The 17408-nt window shown below is 28.2% G+C and carries 20 protein-coding genes and 1 riboswitch; of the genes, 5 read left to right on the top strand and 15 right to left on the bottom strand.

What is annotated here, in order from left to right:
* Window positions 1-68: 68 nt before the first annotated feature.
* From BLS77_RS00795 to BLS77_RS20690, 10 genes are all read right to left on the bottom strand, one after another.
* On the bottom strand, window positions 69-596 hold the full coding sequence (locus tag BLS77_RS00795) for a GNAT family N-acetyltransferase (protein WP_089964898.1): 528 nt from the start codon (window positions 594-596) through the stop codon (window positions 69-71).
* A 74-nt stretch (window positions 597-670) separates the two neighbouring features.
* Window positions 671-841 carry a DUF4177 domain-containing protein gene (locus BLS77_RS20185; protein WP_278336638.1) on the bottom strand — a complete coding sequence of 57 codons (171 nt, stop codon included), beginning with the start codon at window positions 839-841 and terminating at the stop codon, window positions 671-673.
* A 363-nt stretch (window positions 842-1204) separates the two neighbouring features.
* Window positions 1205-1672: a GNAT family N-acetyltransferase gene (locus tag BLS77_RS00785; protein ID WP_341423378.1), complete on the bottom strand. Its 468-nt coding sequence runs from the start codon at window positions 1670-1672 to the stop codon at window positions 1205-1207.
* A 139-nt stretch (window positions 1673-1811) separates the two neighbouring features.
* Window positions 1812-1964 (bottom strand): hypothetical protein, encoded by a 153-nt coding sequence (locus BLS77_RS19620; RefSeq protein ID WP_175490715.1) that lies wholly within the window; start codon window positions 1962-1964, stop codon window positions 1812-1814.
* A gap of 340 nt (window positions 1965-2304) precedes the next feature.
* A complete protein-coding gene (locus BLS77_RS00780) occupies window positions 2305-2580 on the bottom strand; it encodes a hypothetical protein (protein ID WP_175490721.1) in 276 nt (91 codons plus the stop codon).
* Between the two features lie 37 nt (window positions 2581-2617).
* Window positions 2618-2917: a hypothetical protein gene (locus tag BLS77_RS00775; protein ID WP_089964893.1), complete on the bottom strand. Its 300-nt coding sequence runs from the start codon at window positions 2915-2917 to the stop codon at window positions 2618-2620.
* 174 nt (window positions 2918-3091) lie between these two features.
* Window positions 3092-4039 carry a conserved phage C-terminal domain-containing protein gene (locus BLS77_RS00770; RefSeq protein ID WP_089964891.1) on the bottom strand — a complete coding sequence of 316 codons (948 nt, stop codon included), beginning with the start codon at window positions 4037-4039 and terminating at the stop codon, window positions 3092-3094.
* A 430-nt stretch (window positions 4040-4469) separates the two neighbouring features.
* The gene (locus tag BLS77_RS00765) at window positions 4470-5810 is read right to left on the bottom strand and encodes a nucleobase:cation symporter-2 family protein (RefSeq protein ID WP_089964889.1); all 1341 of its coding nucleotides are present in this window, start codon (window positions 5808-5810) and stop codon (window positions 4470-4472) included.
* 117 nt (window positions 5811-5927) lie between these two features.
* Window positions 5928-6029, bottom strand: a riboswitch (purine riboswitch).
* A 72-nt stretch (window positions 6030-6101) separates the two neighbouring features.
* Window positions 6102-6941, bottom strand: coding sequence for an NADH:flavin oxidoreductase (locus BLS77_RS00760; protein ID WP_278336637.1), 840 nt, complete (start codon window positions 6939-6941; stop codon window positions 6102-6104).
* A gap of 26 nt (window positions 6942-6967) precedes the next feature.
* Window positions 6968-7195: a beta/alpha barrel domain-containing protein gene (locus tag BLS77_RS20690; RefSeq protein ID WP_278336630.1), complete on the bottom strand. Its 228-nt coding sequence runs from the start codon at window positions 7193-7195 to the stop codon at window positions 6968-6970.
* Window positions 7196-7554: 359 nt separating this feature from the next.
* Between BLS77_RS20690 and BLS77_RS00755 the strand changes: the two genes are divergently transcribed.
* Complete coding sequence (locus tag BLS77_RS00755; protein WP_242873897.1) at window positions 7555-8109, top strand: accessory gene regulator ArgB-like protein; 555 nt, start codon at window positions 7555-7557, stop codon at window positions 8107-8109.
* On the top strand, window positions 8099-8236 hold the full coding sequence (locus tag BLS77_RS00750) for an AgrD family cyclic lactone autoinducer peptide (RefSeq protein WP_089964885.1): 138 nt from the start codon (window positions 8099-8101) through the stop codon (window positions 8234-8236). Before BLS77_RS00755 ends, BLS77_RS00750 begins: the two co-directional genes overlap by 11 nt.
* On the opposite strand, the gene BLS77_RS00745 is transcribed toward BLS77_RS00750, so the two are convergent.
* Together BLS77_RS00745 and BLS77_RS00740 are read right to left on the bottom strand one after the other, a co-directional pair.
* Window positions 8225-9487, bottom strand: coding sequence for a sensor histidine kinase (locus tag BLS77_RS00745; protein WP_089964884.1), 1263 nt, complete (start codon window positions 9485-9487; stop codon window positions 8225-8227). The genes BLS77_RS00750 and BLS77_RS00745 overlap by 12 nt on opposite strands.
* A gap of 40 nt (window positions 9488-9527) precedes the next feature.
* Entirely contained in the window at window positions 9528-10253 is a 726-nt protein-coding gene (locus BLS77_RS00740) for a LytR/AlgR family response regulator transcription factor (protein WP_089964883.1), read from the bottom strand.
* Window positions 10254-10671: 418 nt separating this feature from the next.
* Here BLS77_RS00740 and BLS77_RS20465 point away from each other — a divergent pair, with 418 nt between their 5' ends.
* The 3 genes from BLS77_RS20465 to BLS77_RS00725 all read left to right on the top strand — a co-directional run bounded on the left by BLS77_RS20465 (window position 10672) and on the right by BLS77_RS00725 (window position 11648).
* The gene (locus tag BLS77_RS20465; RefSeq protein ID WP_139164817.1) at window positions 10672-10947 is read left to right on the top strand and encodes a winged helix-turn-helix transcriptional regulator; all 276 of its coding nucleotides are present in this window, start codon (window positions 10672-10674) and stop codon (window positions 10945-10947) included.
* A 67-nt stretch (window positions 10948-11014) separates the two neighbouring features.
* Complete coding sequence (locus BLS77_RS19615) at window positions 11015-11263, top strand: hypothetical protein (RefSeq protein ID WP_089964882.1); 249 nt, start codon at window positions 11015-11017, stop codon at window positions 11261-11263.
* Window positions 11235-11648 carry a hypothetical protein gene (locus BLS77_RS00725; protein ID WP_089964881.1) on the top strand — a complete coding sequence of 138 codons (414 nt, stop codon included), beginning with the start codon at window positions 11235-11237 and terminating at the stop codon, window positions 11646-11648. Before BLS77_RS19615 ends, BLS77_RS00725 begins: the two co-directional genes overlap by 29 nt.
* A 168-nt stretch (window positions 11649-11816) precedes the next feature.
* Here the strand turns inward: BLS77_RS00725 and BLS77_RS00720 are convergent, their stop codons facing one another.
* The 3 genes from BLS77_RS00720 to BLS77_RS00710 all read right to left on the bottom strand — a co-directional run bounded on the left by BLS77_RS00720 (window position 11817) and on the right by BLS77_RS00710 (window position 17348).
* Entirely contained in the window at window positions 11817-13532 is a 1716-nt protein-coding gene (locus BLS77_RS00720) for a methyl-accepting chemotaxis protein (protein ID WP_089964878.1), read from the bottom strand.
* A gap of 239 nt (window positions 13533-13771) precedes the next feature.
* Window positions 13772-15532 (bottom strand): S8 family peptidase, encoded by a 1761-nt coding sequence (locus BLS77_RS00715; protein WP_089964872.1) that lies wholly within the window; start codon window positions 15530-15532, stop codon window positions 13772-13774.
* Window positions 15525-17348, bottom strand: a complete 1824-nt coding sequence (locus BLS77_RS00710; RefSeq protein ID WP_089964870.1) for a S8 family peptidase — start codon at window positions 17346-17348, stop codon at window positions 15525-15527. Before BLS77_RS00710 ends, BLS77_RS00715 begins: the two co-directional genes overlap by 8 nt.
* Window positions 17349-17408: the final 60 nt, after the last annotated feature.

Below are 17408 nucleotides of genomic sequence, written 5' to 3'. Positions count from 1 at the left end.
TATCCCCCTAAATTATATCTTTACTTTTTCTTTATTCACTATAACAATTCATAATATTGGTAATTATCTCATAGCACTTTTTCATATAGTCTAAACCAGTTCAACCCGTAGTTTCCAAGTCCCAAGTCAACTGTATCAATATATTTAAAACCACATTTTTCATACAGCCTAATGGCAGGCATATTACCTTCGTAAACATCCAACCTAATTGATTTAGCTTGTGACTTAATACTGTGTTCAATAGCAAAGTCCATTAATGCTTTCCCTACACCACATTTTAAAAATTTGGAATTCACTACAAATGTATATACAACAAAAACATCTGAATAGTCAGATTCAAATTTCCATTTAGCCTTATAATATGCAGGTTCAGGTTTGTGACTTAAAATAACAGAACCAATGATTTTCCCATTATGTTTTGATACATAGAGATTACCCTGTTTAACTCCATCAATTGCGTTTTGCCTAACAGGATATATATCCTTCATCCATCCAGGATAGTTTACTCCTTTTGCCAAATGGTCATTCAAATCGTTATACAACTGTTCTAATTCATCAATATCATTTGCTTTTCCTAAATCAAAAATAATATCCATATGTTTATCCCTCCAATCAATATATTCAATCTGTTATTTATTTTTAATCATTCATAATATAATAAGATTTTGTATTAAATTTGTTTCTCAAATATTAATTCAAAATGAGTAGCAGTACCGTAAGCCCCTGTCGGTGGTGCTAATACTTGTACCAATCTCCAGCCTTCTTTTGCATGTTCTTCCACTATAGCATGATAGTCTTGCTTTGGCTTTGACTCAATTAATCCCCTTAATTCTAATCTTATAAATTTCTATTCATACATATAAATGTACCTCCAATAATATATTTTATTATCTATTTCACGATTTCTACAAACTGTTATTTAAATACTATAGTAAAAACCCCTACCTATTACCCATGAACACTTACTATATCATTAAAGCTTTTTCTGTTATTACTATTTGAGCTTCTGCTTTAGATTCAATCTTCCCATATTTAGATAATAACTTATCCTTAGCAATATGTTATCCTTAGCTGCTAATATAGGCGTTTCCCACTTCTTACAAGGTAATTCATTCTGCTAGCCAAACTTGGTTTACTTTCATTATATTTCATATGCTCCACTTTTCATTACTTCATATTCCGCCATTAACAAGAATTAAGTTCATTAGATAATTTTTAATAATCTATACTCCAGCTGACAGTCGCATGGCTCTTCATCAACTAATTTAGTATTATATTCTACAGCTTCAATACAGTTCATCGCTTTATAAAAAGCCTGTGACTCTTGAGATGAATGAGCAGATATATATAGGCTTTGAGCACCCATATATTCTGCCTTTTTGCATACAAGAGAAAATATTTTTTTCCCTATCCCCTTGCTACGGTTTTCATAAGATATATGAATGCTTGAAAGTTGTAAATATTCCTTTTGCGAACCAAAAAACTGACTTTCGACAGATGCAAATCCTACAAGTTCATTGTTATTAAACGCACCAACTACTACGCCACCTGTTTTTATAGTGTTTTTCAGACATTTAATCAGGCATTTATATTCATCTGAACCCCACTGTTCAGTAAAAGCAATATCTTTTAATATCCATTCGCCATTTTCATTACGCCAACATTTTTTCACGTCTTGATAACGATTAAAATTCGCAAATAATGTTATTCTTATTTCGGATTTTTTTAATTCCCTATAGCTAATTGATTCCAATATACATACCTCCTATTATATAGATAATATTTGTTACACAATGTGAGTTGTTCGTCTATTACTTATTATCACTAAATAGACTTATGCCGGATAAAACACATATAACGGAAGTGAATCCTAATCTTAACCAATCCACATAAAGCCAAAAATCACCACCTGCTATTATGTCTGGAGATGTGTTATGTTCATCAACAAAAATACCCATATCCAAAATAACTTAATTAATATTATTCATTAATAACTTCATCTACTAACTCAATATTTACCTCTAATATTTCTGTAATAGATTTAGTGTCCATTCCATTTCTTATTTCTTCATTTTGGGTAATTGTTATAATTCATAGTTTAAGAAATACTATATCCGTTACATTATGCCTTATTTGAAAAAGTATAAGGGTCACCCATTAATTTTCTATTTTTTAACAACTATAATAAATTATTTCTATCTGGTATTTTTAATAACCATTTATCTTTTGATCCAAAATAATAAACATACATTAATATATTTATTGTCTTACACTATATTTATTAAATATAGTCTTCATCAATTCCTAGTTAATCTTCATATCTATCAATTTAACTATATCATCCTTATTTTCCATATCTAACTTAAATGGCATTTTATATGTTTCAATTTTTCCAAACATCTTCTTTTCAAGCTCTAAACACAATATATTTTCATTAATATTATATGATTTTACTTTGTCCCATTTGATTGCGTCGCCCCAAGAATATATGCAATTTTCATTAATTCCTTCCTTTTCATTATTATGAATACTAAACATAATTATTTGACTTCCAATTACAAATAATAGTGCAATATACATAAATTTAAATTCATCAGAAAAAAGTATAATAATAAGTTCAAATATAAATATAGCTATTAAAAATCTTAATCCATAAACTTGTTTTTTTTCTATTTTCTCTTATAAGGATGTATTTTAACTTTCCAAATTTATTTTTATATCTCTTAATTAATATATAGTCAATTATACCTATAATTGTCATTGCTATACTGGTAATTATGAAGATCCAGTCAATAAACTCTATTCCCCTGAACTTTAAAGTTACTAAACCTTTAGTTTCTAAGTAATATACAAATACACCTGCTATTATTCCGACCAATATGGTAACTATTAAAATTATAGTCTTACTTCTTTTCATATATTTAATCCCACCTTTATATTTTTAATTATACCACCTTTAGTTATTTTATCCAAAACATGTATATTCAAATAATCACAAAGTTGCTTTAGTCATTCTTCATGCTATTTGAGACTCTCAATATTTTCATTTCAGTTATATATTAAAAAACACAATCTAGCTATGCTTATATTACTAAAACAAGTTTTCCTCTGCCCATTTTATTTCGTCCTCTGTAAGAGGTGTATAGTCACCGCATATTACTCTTTCTTTTTCTCCAAAGTCTGTTTTTTTATTATAGCTTCTATTATTTTCAAAGTTATTATATCCATTATCATAAGCTTGTCCCCCATTTAAATAGAAATTATTATTAAATGAACTTGGTTTTAAATTCATTTCAGCCTCTGTTAAGTATCTTTCGAATTTTTCTCCAAACAGTGTTCCTGGTCTTAAATATTTTTCCATAGGTGAATTTGACCATTCTTCATTTTTTTTATTAATTACCTTAAGAAAATCTTCTATGCAAAAGCCTTCAGTTAATCTATCTTTTATTAACTTTCGAGTTGTTTCTGTATTATATTTATAATTTTTTTCACATTTATCATTTAAATATTCAATTACTTCACTATATATAGGATTTTTATAATCATTCTTTTCATCATATTCTATTTTTTCTACGCTATCCTTAGGCAAATTTTCATCACCTTTACTCAACTCAACTTTCTGAAGTTTTTCATAGTTATCCTCAAAGTAATCATCTTTATTATATTGATTTTCTTTTTCTAATTCATGATTTACAATTTCTATATTTTCTTCCTCTGGATCTTCACTGCCCATAACTTCTTCCTTAGTTGACTTTATATTTTTAATAACCTTTATAATTCTACTTTTTACAAACTTTTTTCCTTCTTCATACATAAGTTTTATGGTGATATACCCCTTATCTCTTAAAGTTCTAATTATAGCTGAACATCTAGTTTTGCTTAAACTAAAGAACTCACTAAAATATCCATTACTTGCATAACAACCTTTTTCTCTATCTAGTGATGTTATTTCAACTAAAAATATTTTTTCCATAACACCTAAATCCTTATTTAACCATAATTCACTTGGAATCCATATTCCTTTAAATTCTTTTTTCATTAAAACCACTCCTGCAATTTATTTTTATGTATTATTTTATCTCTCACTATAAAATATGCAGTAGTTTAACTTTTTGAAAATTATTTTTAAATTATTTTATCTTTTTTACAAATTTATCTTTTTAAGTGGATTTATTCTGTCTGCAGGACTATATATATTTATATATATTAAATTATTAATTATATTATTAAGTTGTATTATTATCCTTAAACTTTTCAACACACTCTATTAGCGTTTTTAACATACACACTTTTAATTTTCAACATAGCCTATTACATTTTTCAACACACACCTTCTAATTTTCAATATACCCTATTAGACTTTTCAATATATATAATTAAGATACTTTTTTAAAAATATAGGACAGTAAACATCTATTAAAATATTTACTGTCCTATTTTCTATTTATTATATTTTCCATTGATTCTGTTTATATAGACTCACAACTTTCTTCTATAATTTCTTCTTTATCTTCTTTTAGTACTAAATTTAATATTAATGCTACAATTGTCCCTGTTGATATTCCTGATGCAAAAATCATCTTTAATCCTTCTGGTAATTGTGAAATAACCTCTGGTCTAAATGTAACTCCAAGACCTAAACCAACAGATGTAGCTATTATTAATAAATTACGTTCATTTAATGTTACTTTGCTTAATGTTTTAATTCCTGCAGCTGCAACAGTCCCAAACATGACTATTCCAACTCCACCTAGTACTGGCTGTGGCATACTGCTAACTAAAGCCGCAAGCTTAGGTAAAAATCCTAAAGCTATTAATATAATCCCTGCCATTACTGCCACGTAGCGACTTGCTATCTTTGTTAAAGGAATTAGCCCAACGTTTTGGCTAAATGTTGTATTTGGGAATGCACCAACCAAGCCTCCAATCATACTTCCAACACCATCTGCTAAAACCCCAGCTCCAATACGTTTCTCATCCATTTCAACTTCCGAAACCTCTCCAACTGCTTTTAAACATCCTACTGTTTCTATAGCTGTAACAAAATAAGCTGGTATAAATGCTATAAGTGCTTTTAAATCAAAAGTTACTCCATATTCAAATATTTTAGGAATAGATATCCAGTTTGCTTCTTTTATAGCTGTAAAATCTACTAGTCCTAAAGGAATACAAACTACGTATCCAACTACCATTCCTATTAATATAGATGCGCTACTTAACATACCTTTTCCATAACAATTTAATAATAATGTACCCATAAGTACAAGCATTGCAATTGATATATTCTTTAAACTACCATAATCTGCAGATCCAACTCCACCTGCAGCCCAATCTATAGATACTGGCAATAATGTTAATCCTATTAAGCATACAACTGTCCCTGTAACTATTGGTGGAAATAACTTCATTAATGGTTTTATAAAATAACTAAGAACTACTTCAAAAATAGCGCCTAGAATTGTTGCTCCAATAATCCCAGGTAACCCCAGTGCTGAGCCAACCGCTATAGATGGTGATACAAATGTAAAATCCGTTCCCATAATACAAGCTACTTTTGAACCTGCAGGCCCAATGCCTTTTGCTTGTATTATTGTAGCAATACCTGCTGCTAAAATTGATGCACTTATTAATGCTGTAGTTGTTTTAGCATCAAATCCCAAAGCACTTGAAATAACTAATGGTACAACAATTATCCCCCCAAAAGCTGCAAATATATGTTGGATTCCAAATAATATTTTTTTAGATAAGGATGGATTATCATTAACTCCATATATTAATTTAATTCCATCTGATTTTTTCTCTGTATTCATAATTGTTTCCCTCCATATTTTAAATAATAAACATAAAAAAACACCTCAAATTTAATATTGAGGTGCTGCCTTTTAAATAATAGAAATATACCTATAAGTTTAAATATACGAATATTACCTTATTATGCAATACCTCGTAGTCTGCTTATTTACGGTTAGCAGGTAGAAACTTCTGGTCCATATCACCAACTTTATACGAGTTTTTCTTAATCTTTATTCGTATTTTACATTAATATTCTACATTTTTCAACATTTTTATATAATATTAAAAAATATAAGGTTTTTGTTGTTTTAGGAAAAACTAAATATACATCTCTTCCCCGGAGTAGAATAACACTTATTGCATGATACGCACTTAACCTTTTTTCTATCTCCACTGCACCACTTATTAATTAAATCTGGTTCTGCAGTTAGCGGTCTTGATAAAGTAAAGTATTGTATTTTTGTGTTCTTTAATATATCCTCCATAACATCTAAATGTCTATTTCCACGTATTAATATTATAGGGATATCTACCATACTCGATAATTTACTGGCGTAATCTTTAAAATATGACTCCCTATCTCTTGATATAACAACCTTAGTTCTTGCTGCACCTAAGTTATTATCTGCAACTTCTTTTATTGATTCATTTCCACCTGTTACTTCTATTGCACTAATACCTAAATCTGCTAGTTTTTTAGCAACATATAAACTATCCTCTTGAGTTAACCCACCTTCTTTTACATAGTCAGCAGAGTTTAATTTTATAAGTATAGGAAAACTTTTACCTACCTTTTCTCTAATAGCTTCATATATTTCAAATATAATTCTCCCTCGATTTCCTATGTTTCCACCATATTCATCCCGTCTTTTATTGTAGTATGGAGATAAAAATTGGCTTAATAAATATCCATGCCCTCCATGTATTTCTACTCCATTAAACCCTGATTTCTTAATTCTAAGCGCTGCTTGTGCATATGCATTAACTAAATATTTTATTTCATCTTTAGTTATTTCTTTTGCCCATGTTCCTGTAACTTCATTTTGCATAGTTGAGGGTCCCCATATAGTTCTTTCCCCTACATTAAAAGTTGTCATGAATCCACCATAAACTATTTGCATTATTATATTAGCTCCAAGTGAATGGATTTTATCTGTAAATTCTTTATATTCGTCTATAAATGAATCATCATACCAGGGTTTGGTTGTTCATCTCTAGTTACAAATGAATATCCAGTTATTATTGTACCCACTCCACCTTTTGCTAATTCTTCATATATATAAGATAATTCTGGTGTCATATGACCTTTTTCATCTGCTAAGTCTTCCCACAAAGCTCCTCTAAAAAATCTATTTTTCAATTCCATATTTCCTATATTTGTTTTATCCCAAAGTGTTTTCACAAGAACATCTCCTCTAGTTTTATCTATTTAAAATTTTTATTTATTTGCTGTACTCATAATATATAACAAGTGAAATTTATGAACAAGTACGCACTTTTTAGTAACTAGTCCAAGGACACCGAGATATGTGTAAAAACCCAGTTACCATCTAATAAAATCTCTTTAAATCATATATGTGATATAATATTCCGTTTATGACTGTTTTTTTGCTTTTCACGACATACTTGTTTACATATTTTATCTTTTATGCTATTTTTATAAATGTTATTCTTATAAGGAGGTAGTACTCAAAAGCGTAAATCCACACTTTTCCATTACTACCAAAGGTGATTAAAATGATATGTATCTTATCTAGTAAAATGACACTATATATAAAAGAAAATAGCAATATTAAAACCGATGACGACTTAGAAAAAATAAACTATGCATTACAGGCAGTTATAGGTGAAACATTCAAAACAACAGTTCTAATTAGTTTATTTTTAATACTGGGAAAAACAAATTATCTTTTATTTTCAATGATTATTTTATTCACACTTAGAACCTTTGTTGGTGGATATCATTGCAACACTACACTAAAATGTTTGTTATATTCAACAATACTATTTTTAATAACGTCATTAATAGGTCCAATGCTACCTGTATTTAATATTATGTTTTATTATACAATCTCAGCATTGAGTATACTTATAGTTGCAATTTATGCACCATTTTTCAACAAAAAAAGGCCAATTAAAAATAAAAAAAGAAGATGGATTATGAAATTAATCTCCATCTTCGCAACTATATTTTGGCTTAGTATTCTATTACTCTATATAGATTCATCAACTTATTTAAACTGTGGATTTCTAACAATTATATTAGAGGTAAGTCAATTCTTACTAACTAGAAAGGAGACTAATTATGAAAAATAAGATTAAATCAAAATCAATAATAAATATACTAGGTACAAGCTTAATAGCTGTTGCTGGAATCATAAGTTATTCATCTTGCCTTGCTTTTCTTGGAGAACCTACACCACCTAAAAGTTTACTTAAATAACATTTTAAAAACAGTATAATTATCCTCAAAAAATAGCTGAACATTACCGCCGTTCTTTTCAGCTATTTTTTTTATATTGTAAAGTCCATAGCCTCTATTTTTCCCTTTTTTAGTAGAAAATCCTCTTTCAAATATGGTTTTTATATTATCTAAATTTATTGTTATTCCACTATTTTTAACCTCTATAATATTATTACGTCCTTCTATACCTATATTTAATATAACCACCTTATCATTTGTTCTATCTATAACCGCTTCAAAAGCATTATCCAAAAGATTATTTAGTATATCAGAAATTTCATAATCTTTCAAACTATTTTCTAACGAATCATTTTTAACATTAACTAATAATTTTATATTTAATCTATCAGCTTCACATAATTTATTGTATATTATAGCTTTAATCACAATATTATCGATATACATTATGTCTTCTATACTCTTATTTAAATATTTTGAGGATGTAATATACTTCTTTAATTCATGCTTAAGTTCTTTTTCACTTGCTATTTCTACTATTGCATTTATGGTATTTACATAATTTTTAAAATCATGCTGTTTCCGTCTTGTCTCTTCTACTATATCAATTAATATAGGATTGTACTTATTTTGCAATTCTGCAACCTTTTTATCTTCACTTATTTTAAATATATAATAATATAAAAATATATTTAATGATAACAGCATTAATATAATTAAAATATATGCTATCAAATTATTCAATATTATGTTTTTATTATATTCCCATATAAACTTTGAAAACAATATATATAAACCTAAATTAATTACAAAATAATATAATATCTTAGACTCTAACTCAAAAAGAATCCTTACTTTTTTACTAAAAGTGTATTTTAATATAACAATAATAAAAGATAATTCAAATAAAAGAAGAGAACTATTCCATATGAAATTATCGGAATATGTAAATCCAATTAAATTTACAAAAGCCATAATAATTGATTGTAACACTATATTTATAAAGAAAACTACAATAAATTCCAATATGGTTCTGATAAACAATCTCCTATAAATAAATTTAACTAAAAATATTACACTTAAATAGCTAATAATTATATTTAAGTATGAATTTGTGTTAGTTGTTACAATAATTATGCTTGAGTCTATTAAAATTATAAATAAATTTTTAAACCAATTATTTTCATATTTTAAAGAAAACTTTGACCATAATATCATAAGAACAGTCAACTCAATAGAATTAACTACAAATTTTTGTATTATCTCTAACATTTTATAATCTCCTTTTCATAACAAATTTAATTTGATATAATTACTGAAATTGTTCCATTATTATATTTTTAAATTTGTAACCTAAAAGAGCATTTTTATCATAATTTTCAAAGTAAATTTCACTTAATTTACTATCTACACTCTCTATTTTTTTTATATGCTTAATATTCGTAGCAAATGATTTATGGCACTGAATTATATTGCTACAATTTATAAGTTTAAGAATCTTCTCCAGTGCTAACCTATTAGCTTTATAAACACCATTTATTGTATGTATCATACAATTTCGAAGATTCACTTCTATAAAAATTATTTCATCAACGTATATTTTCACATTAATACCTTTACTAATTTCAAGTACAATATGTCTCTTATCTTCTGGAGTATCCTTTATGTTATTACCATATAACATAAAGCGTTTTGTCATATCTACTACCTCAGTAGCGTCATATGGCTTTATGATATAGTCATAACAATGAACTTGTTTAAATGCTTGAGTTATATATTCAACATGAGTTGTTAAGAAGATAATAAAACTAAATTCATATTCAGGTATTTTTCTAAGCTCCATTGCAAAATCTAATCCTGAAGAATTTTTCAGATATATATCGATATAAAATATATCTATATTATTCTTACTTGTAATTTCTAAAGCTTCAGCTTTATCTTCAGCTTCATATATATTTATATCTTCACCTATTTGCTGTAGCATCTTCTTTAAACTTTTCCTTTGTGTTTTATCATCTTCTACTATTAGCACCTTCATCTGTATTGCCCCCTATTTACTAATTATCGAAGTTTAAATCATCATCTTCGATGCTGTAACTTCACAAGGAGATTTAGACTTTCATCATGGTTTTTATTTGTTATATTTTTTGTATTTATAAATAAATCCCCAACCTATTTGTAAATATTTGCAGTTTAATTTGTTTTATTATAACTTTATTCGACTTAATTTTACTCTGTATTTTCTAAAATTTCAAGTTTTTATAATATCTAGTCTTCTTTCTTATATGGCGTTCTATGGGGACACTATAGCTATATAATCATTTTTCTAAAATAATTGAACTTTTTATTAACTATATATTTTTTTCGTTAACAAACATTACTATTACCTTTATTAATAAACTGTATTACAATGTATATATGTATTAAATTAATATTATTAGAGGTGATACCTATTAATTGAAAGAGATGGAAAAAACTATGTTTGCAAATTAGATTGGGCTTTTGAAATTATTAGAGGTAAATGGAAAGCTGTTATTCTTTGCCATCTTTTAGAAGGTACTAAAAGATTTTTTAACTCCAAAAGGAAAAGAATATGCTATTGTACTAAAAGAAATAGAAGCCCTTGGGGAAAAACATTTTTAATATTAAATTTAAAACTGAGATATTTCTTCAACTATATATATTTACTATGTATAAGCAAATATACTATAATATTAATTAAGACTTATTAATATGGTTAGACTTTGAAATAAATATAATGGACTTAGCCTCTATTCTGACTTAACATCCGATGACTTAATGAATATAAATAAAAAACCTTATTTAAATAAGCGTTTCGATAAGAGCAAACCATTTTCACAAAAACATATTTCTCAAATAAAACTTATAAATAATCTTCCTAAAATAAACTTATATGCTACAAATGAAGAGTTTATAAATATTATAAACGAATATGAATGTTATTTAGGAAAAGAACGTTATATTGCAATGTGTAATTTATTGAAAGAGAGGCTAGATTATGTTAGAAAATTATACTCTAATGTATAAAGATATTGAAGTTGGAATTATTAGCTATAATAATAAACTAGATAAGTTTTCTTTCCAACTTAATAAAGAAATAAAAAATATAAAGTATCTTCCTCCAATACTTTATGATTATACTAATCTATCATTAGATTATAAACCATGTAATGAAAATATATTGTGGTGGATAGAAGATAGAGTTATGCCTCCAGATCGTGATGCTGTTGATCATATATTAAATATTATGGAACTCCCATTCTATGATGCCTGGGAAATTTGCAAAGCAAATAAAGGTATGAGCCTAGAAGATTATTGGTGGCTTAAATCTAATAATGAAATTTATGAGGAATGCCATATACGTTATCTAATTGAAAGCGGAAAACAAACTGTCTTTGGGATACCAGTATAATATATTATTTACATTACCAATATATATAAACTATAGCTGACCTAAGACTAAAATTCAGTCTTAGGTCAGCTATGCTTTACGCCCAACTATAGGCTATTACTGAAATAACTGCAATCATGTTAAACATGCTTGTCTATTTATAACTGTGATTTGTTATTTTTTAAACACCTAAATCTTAAATTGAGATATTTCTTCATTTAATTTCTCTACACTTTCTGTAGATTTTTTTACATCCTCAATAATTCCATTAGATCTTTCAGTTACATCAGATACCTTTTCTGCAATATTGTTTGTCCCTTCTGCCCCTTCAGTTGAAGCTTGCGCTACCTGTTCTATAATCTTTATCACATCTTGAAGTGAAGCTAAAAGCTCTTTAGAAGTTGAGCTAAAATCTAATACAAGATTTTTTACAAACTCTGCATCATTGCTATATTCATCTGCTACATTTAATATTGTATTATAATCATTTTGTACATCTTCTTCCACAAAATTTAATAATTCATTAGAACTAAATGATAAATCAGATACTGATTCAGTTACTTTTTTAGTTATATTTTGTATTTCAATTACGGTATTCTTTGAATCTTCTGCAAGTTTTCTTATTTCATCTGCAACAACTGCAAATCCACGCCCAGCTTCCCCAGCTCTTGCTGCCTCAATAGCTGCATTTAACGCTAAAAGATTAGTTTGTGCTGATATTTGCATTATAGCTTCAGACAATACATTAATTTGTGACACTACTTTAGAATTTTCCATGGCTATCTCTAATTTATCTTTAGTTTTTATAAATATTTCAAGTGCTCTATCTTTTGATTTTGTAACATTATCTTTAGTATCTATTGCTCTTTTATTTATTTCTTGAGCTTGTATAGATCCGCCTTGTGCTTTTTTTGCTATAGATTGAACTGCTATTTCTATTTCATCGGCTGTTGCATTCATCTCTTCTGTAGATGCTGCTGTTTCTTCCATTCCTGCCGATAATTCCTCTGTAGTTGCAGATACTTCTTCTATATTTTCATTTAAAATTTTTACATTTCCAGAAACATTAAGTACTACAGCTTTAATAATATTAGCTTCTTCACTTACATTTCTAATTAAAAGTTTTAATGAACTTTGCATAATGTCCACAGCATTTGCTATATCTCCCATTTCATCTTTTCTTTTCTTAGTCTCTTCTGGAACATCTCTTGTAAAATCACCAGTAGCTATAAGTTTTAAATGATTTACAGCTAAAGATAATGGATTTGCAATACTTTTTGAAATTATAAATGTTAATACTATACCAACGCCTAATGCAAATAAAAATATTGACGCAAGTACATTTATTGAAACCTTAAAATCTTTATTGTTTTGTTCATTTAAATCACTAGCTAATTTCACGTTATGTTCTGCTATTTCCTTTAAACTTGTTTGGAATGCTTCTTCATATTCAACAGATTTTAATTCTTCATTCAAAGCTTCCTGTTTCTTTCCCTCCATTGCAAGTTTAGTAGTTACTGATCTTGATTTTCTCAAATTTTCAAGGTTGCTTTCCATAATAGAAATTCTTTCTTTTTCATATTGATCAATATCGCTTTGTTTGTAACTTTCCCAGTTTGTGTTGAATTTTTCTTCTCTGACTTCTATGTCTTTGAATTTTTCATTTTGTTTATCTTTATTTTCTGAATGTACTAGTATGTAATAGGTATCCGCTTCAATAGCCCTAGATTGGTTCCTGTTATCATTTAAGTATTGTACGCTTAATAGTCGTTCATTGTACATTATTGTTATATCTTTATTTGCCTTTGAAAGATAAGCATATCCTACACCACTAATTATGGTAATAAGTAATAACATTGTAATTGAGAAAAACATAATTTTTGATTTTACTTTTAAATTATTCATTTTAAACTCCTTTATTTATATATTTTATCCTAATATTAATATACTCTATCATTACATATTTTTCAATTTTTATAGTTCTTAAGTAACAAAAAATAACAAGTCAAAAATTCTGTAGATATTTTTAAATAGGATGATAATCACAACCTTTGCATAGTGATCCTATACAAAGATTATGATGATTAAACCTAGTTCAAAATAGATCAGAATCTAACTTGTTATTTTTTTACCTACATATTCCTCTAAGGCATATTCTTAAAAATTCCAAAGACATTTAAAATTCCATACCCCCATTGAGGATTGGGGTATATATCACCTCTTCTTTTTGTTGTTCCTCTTATAACATAAGTAATAAGACTTTGAGAGTACATATTTGGATAATTTCCATCAGTCATTCCCCATTGAAATATTAAAGCGCATACCCCACCTGTTACTGCTGCTGATACACTAGTTCCATTTACAATATCAATTCTATTACCTGGCCCAACTGTTTTTGCATTTACTGCCCCTGCTGCTACATATATTGAATTATTCAAATCATTTTTAAATGCCATTCCCGAATAATTTATTGTGTTATTATTATTTTGATTATAGCCCGCAGCTGTCATTACACTTGGTGAATCTCCAGGAATTGTAAAAGTCCCAAAAGGGTCTGATTGTATAAATTTAGTATCTCCAACCGATATTCCTTTAACTGGTATCCAAGAATTAAATGCCCCATTTGTAACCGCATTTGCCGTTAACCTTAATTTCCATGAACCAGGTTGTAAATTACTAAAATATATTAATATTAATTCATCTCCCGTTATTTGTTCTGGGATTAAATAACTTACCTGTATAGATACCTTTTCAAAAATAAAGCTGAACTTTTCTGTACTGTTTATTAGTACAGGTATTATTCCAGTGTCTTCGCCTGATGGTGAAATAATATTTAAAGTCATAATATTAGGTAAATCTGCCCATATTTCTACTATTAAAGCCTTTTGTTCATTAGATACATTAAGATCAATAGTCTCTGTTCCCCCTACATCTGGAATAAATCCCGAAGCATGGCCACCTTCTGCCCCTTCGTTACCTGAACCTGTAACTACTATAATCCCCATACTATTTGATACCTTTTGAATAATTTCATTAATCAATCCATTTCCTCTATGATTCCCCGAATTGGTACCTAAAGGTAAATATATAACCATTGGCTTTAAAGATTTAATTGAATAATTATATAACCTAATAATTGCTGCAACTATTGTAGTTATATTAAATATAGGTATTTCTATATTAAAATCGCTTTTGTAGGTGATAGCTTCTGCAAGTTTAATAATACACAATTCACAATCTGGCGCTACCCCTTTAAGTTCTGGATTTACACCAGTTGCAGCAATTATGCCTGCCATATTTGTTCCATGACCTATTTTATCTACACTTGGAACAATAGTGTATGGATCCTTACCTGCTCTAAATAACTGTATTGCATTATTTATTTTTTCGCTATCATATTCAGTACCATATGGAACCTCCAGTGGTAAATTATTTTCATTTGCTATAGTTTGATCCCAAATGAAATTTATTCGAGTTTCACCACTTAAAGTCATGAATTCATCACTTAGATAATCTATTCCGGTATCAATTATTCCTACTACAACTTTTTTTCCAGTTACATTTAACGGAGTATCTGTTTGTACAACTCTAACTTCAGCAGCATCAATAGGTGAAATATCTTGAAGTTTATAAAATTCAGGATATTTAATATATAGAATATTTGACATCAAAGTTTCCCCTTGTTCATTTTTATACTTACTTAATATTGAATAATCGAATATATCATTTTGCAAATCAATTCTTATTGATAATATTGCATAGTTATTGTCTAGGGGAGTTACAAAAACCCCGTCAACACTATTTGAGTAACCTGTTGGATCACCTATATATTTAATAAGATAATCTCTGTATTTAGGATTATTAAATATATATTCTGGAGTACTACGATATTTTTTACTATTCATTTATTTTATACCCCTCTTCTTTATCACTTGGAATTTTCACATATAGATTTCCTACATAATACTCAATAAACTCTGAATTTCTATAACTTCTATAAATACCACCCATAACATTAAATGTCTTTAATATATCTAAAACTCCATATCCTGAATATCTATTTGGATACTCATCCATCATAGTTCTATCCGCACCATATATAAGATAACTCAATATTTTTGCAGAATACATTGTTGTATCATTTTTATCAACTATTCCCCATTGAAGTATTAAAGAGCAACATCCCGCTACAATAGCTGTAGCAACCGAACTTCCAGATGTTTTTGTAACAGCTCCTCCATTAGATGTAGTCAAAACATCAATACCGGCTGTCATTATATCTGGATTAATTAACCCATTTGAATTAAATCCCTTACCGGATGATGCTACTAAGGATTTTGTTTGACTATTATAATAGGCTACAGTTATAACTTTTTTTGCAGTACTTGGTACTGTTAATGTTATAAATGGATCTGAAGCAAGAAACCTTGTACCTTCTGGTAATGTTGCTTTAGGAGGCAGCCACATATCATATCTACCCTTTACTATATCTTCGCCTTTCAACTCTAGCCTCCATATTCCTGGCTTCATATCTTTAAATGTTAATCCAATAACTTCATCACCAGTGTACTCTTCAGGAACATTATACCTAATATTCACAGAACTATTTGTTAACACAAATTTTATAGTTCCAACTCTTTTAATTTTTGCATCAATAAACCCAGACATTTCTCCATAAGGCGTACTTATATTAATTGACATTATATCTGGTTTCCTAATCCATACCTCAAAAGATAATTCTTTAAGCACTCTAGGAATTGATAATTCAATTAATGCCACATCATCTACAGCCTTAATAGTCCCCGATGCATGCCCCTCTGAATCACCTTCATTTCCCACTCCAGCTACTATTGCAAGCCCTCGCTCTGCTGCAATAGCATTTATATATCTAGACATAATATTATTTCCCGAATGACTTCCACTGGTGGTTCCTACTCCTATATATACAACCATAGGTTTCTTAGCGTTTTCTGCATAACGCCTTAAATACTCAATTCCAGCTAAAACCTCTACATTATTATATCCTGGTACATTTAATATTCCATTTTCTCTAAGCATCCTCTTATAATTAAGTGATTCAAGCAACTTAACAATTACAAAATCAGAATCAGATGCTACCCCTCTAATATCTTCATTATATCCTCTTCCTCCTATAATTCCAGCCATCTTTGTCCCATGATCAATTTCATCTTTTGTAGGCACTATCGCATAAGGATCTTCACCTCTTTTAGATGCATTAATAGCTTCATTAATTTTATCGTTATCATAAGTATCACCAATATATACTTTCTTATTACTATAATTTATAGGCGCTGTTTGATCCCATATATTAAGTATTCTTGATGTTCCATCTTCTCTTATAAATTCATTATTCAGATAATCTATTCCCGAATCAACCATCCCTACAAGAACACCCCTGCCATTAAGACCTAAATAAGGGTTTAGTTTAATTTCATTTATATTATCCACATAATTTACAATAACATCTTGCAGAACATATATACTTCTATTTTCTACAAATACAATAGACGGCACATCTTTCCTTAATATATCTAAATATTCATAAGGTACTGATATCACTCCAAGGGTATCAGTTATAATATCTCCACAAGCATAAGTAACCTTATCTATTTCTTCCTTAAATGGACCTCTATACTCCACTAAAAAGTCTGGTGAATTTTCATCTAAGTAATTAGGGCATACTATTTTATACTGTTCCATATTTTACTCCCTTTAATATTGCTCCAATTTATTTTTATAATATTTAATTTATACCATCTT

The organism is Clostridium gasigenes, assembly GCF_900104115.1.
GTDB classification, from domain to species: Bacteria; Bacillota; Clostridia; order Clostridiales; family Clostridiaceae; genus Clostridium; species Clostridium gasigenes.
This window is presented reverse-complemented; position numbering and strand designations above follow the sequence as displayed.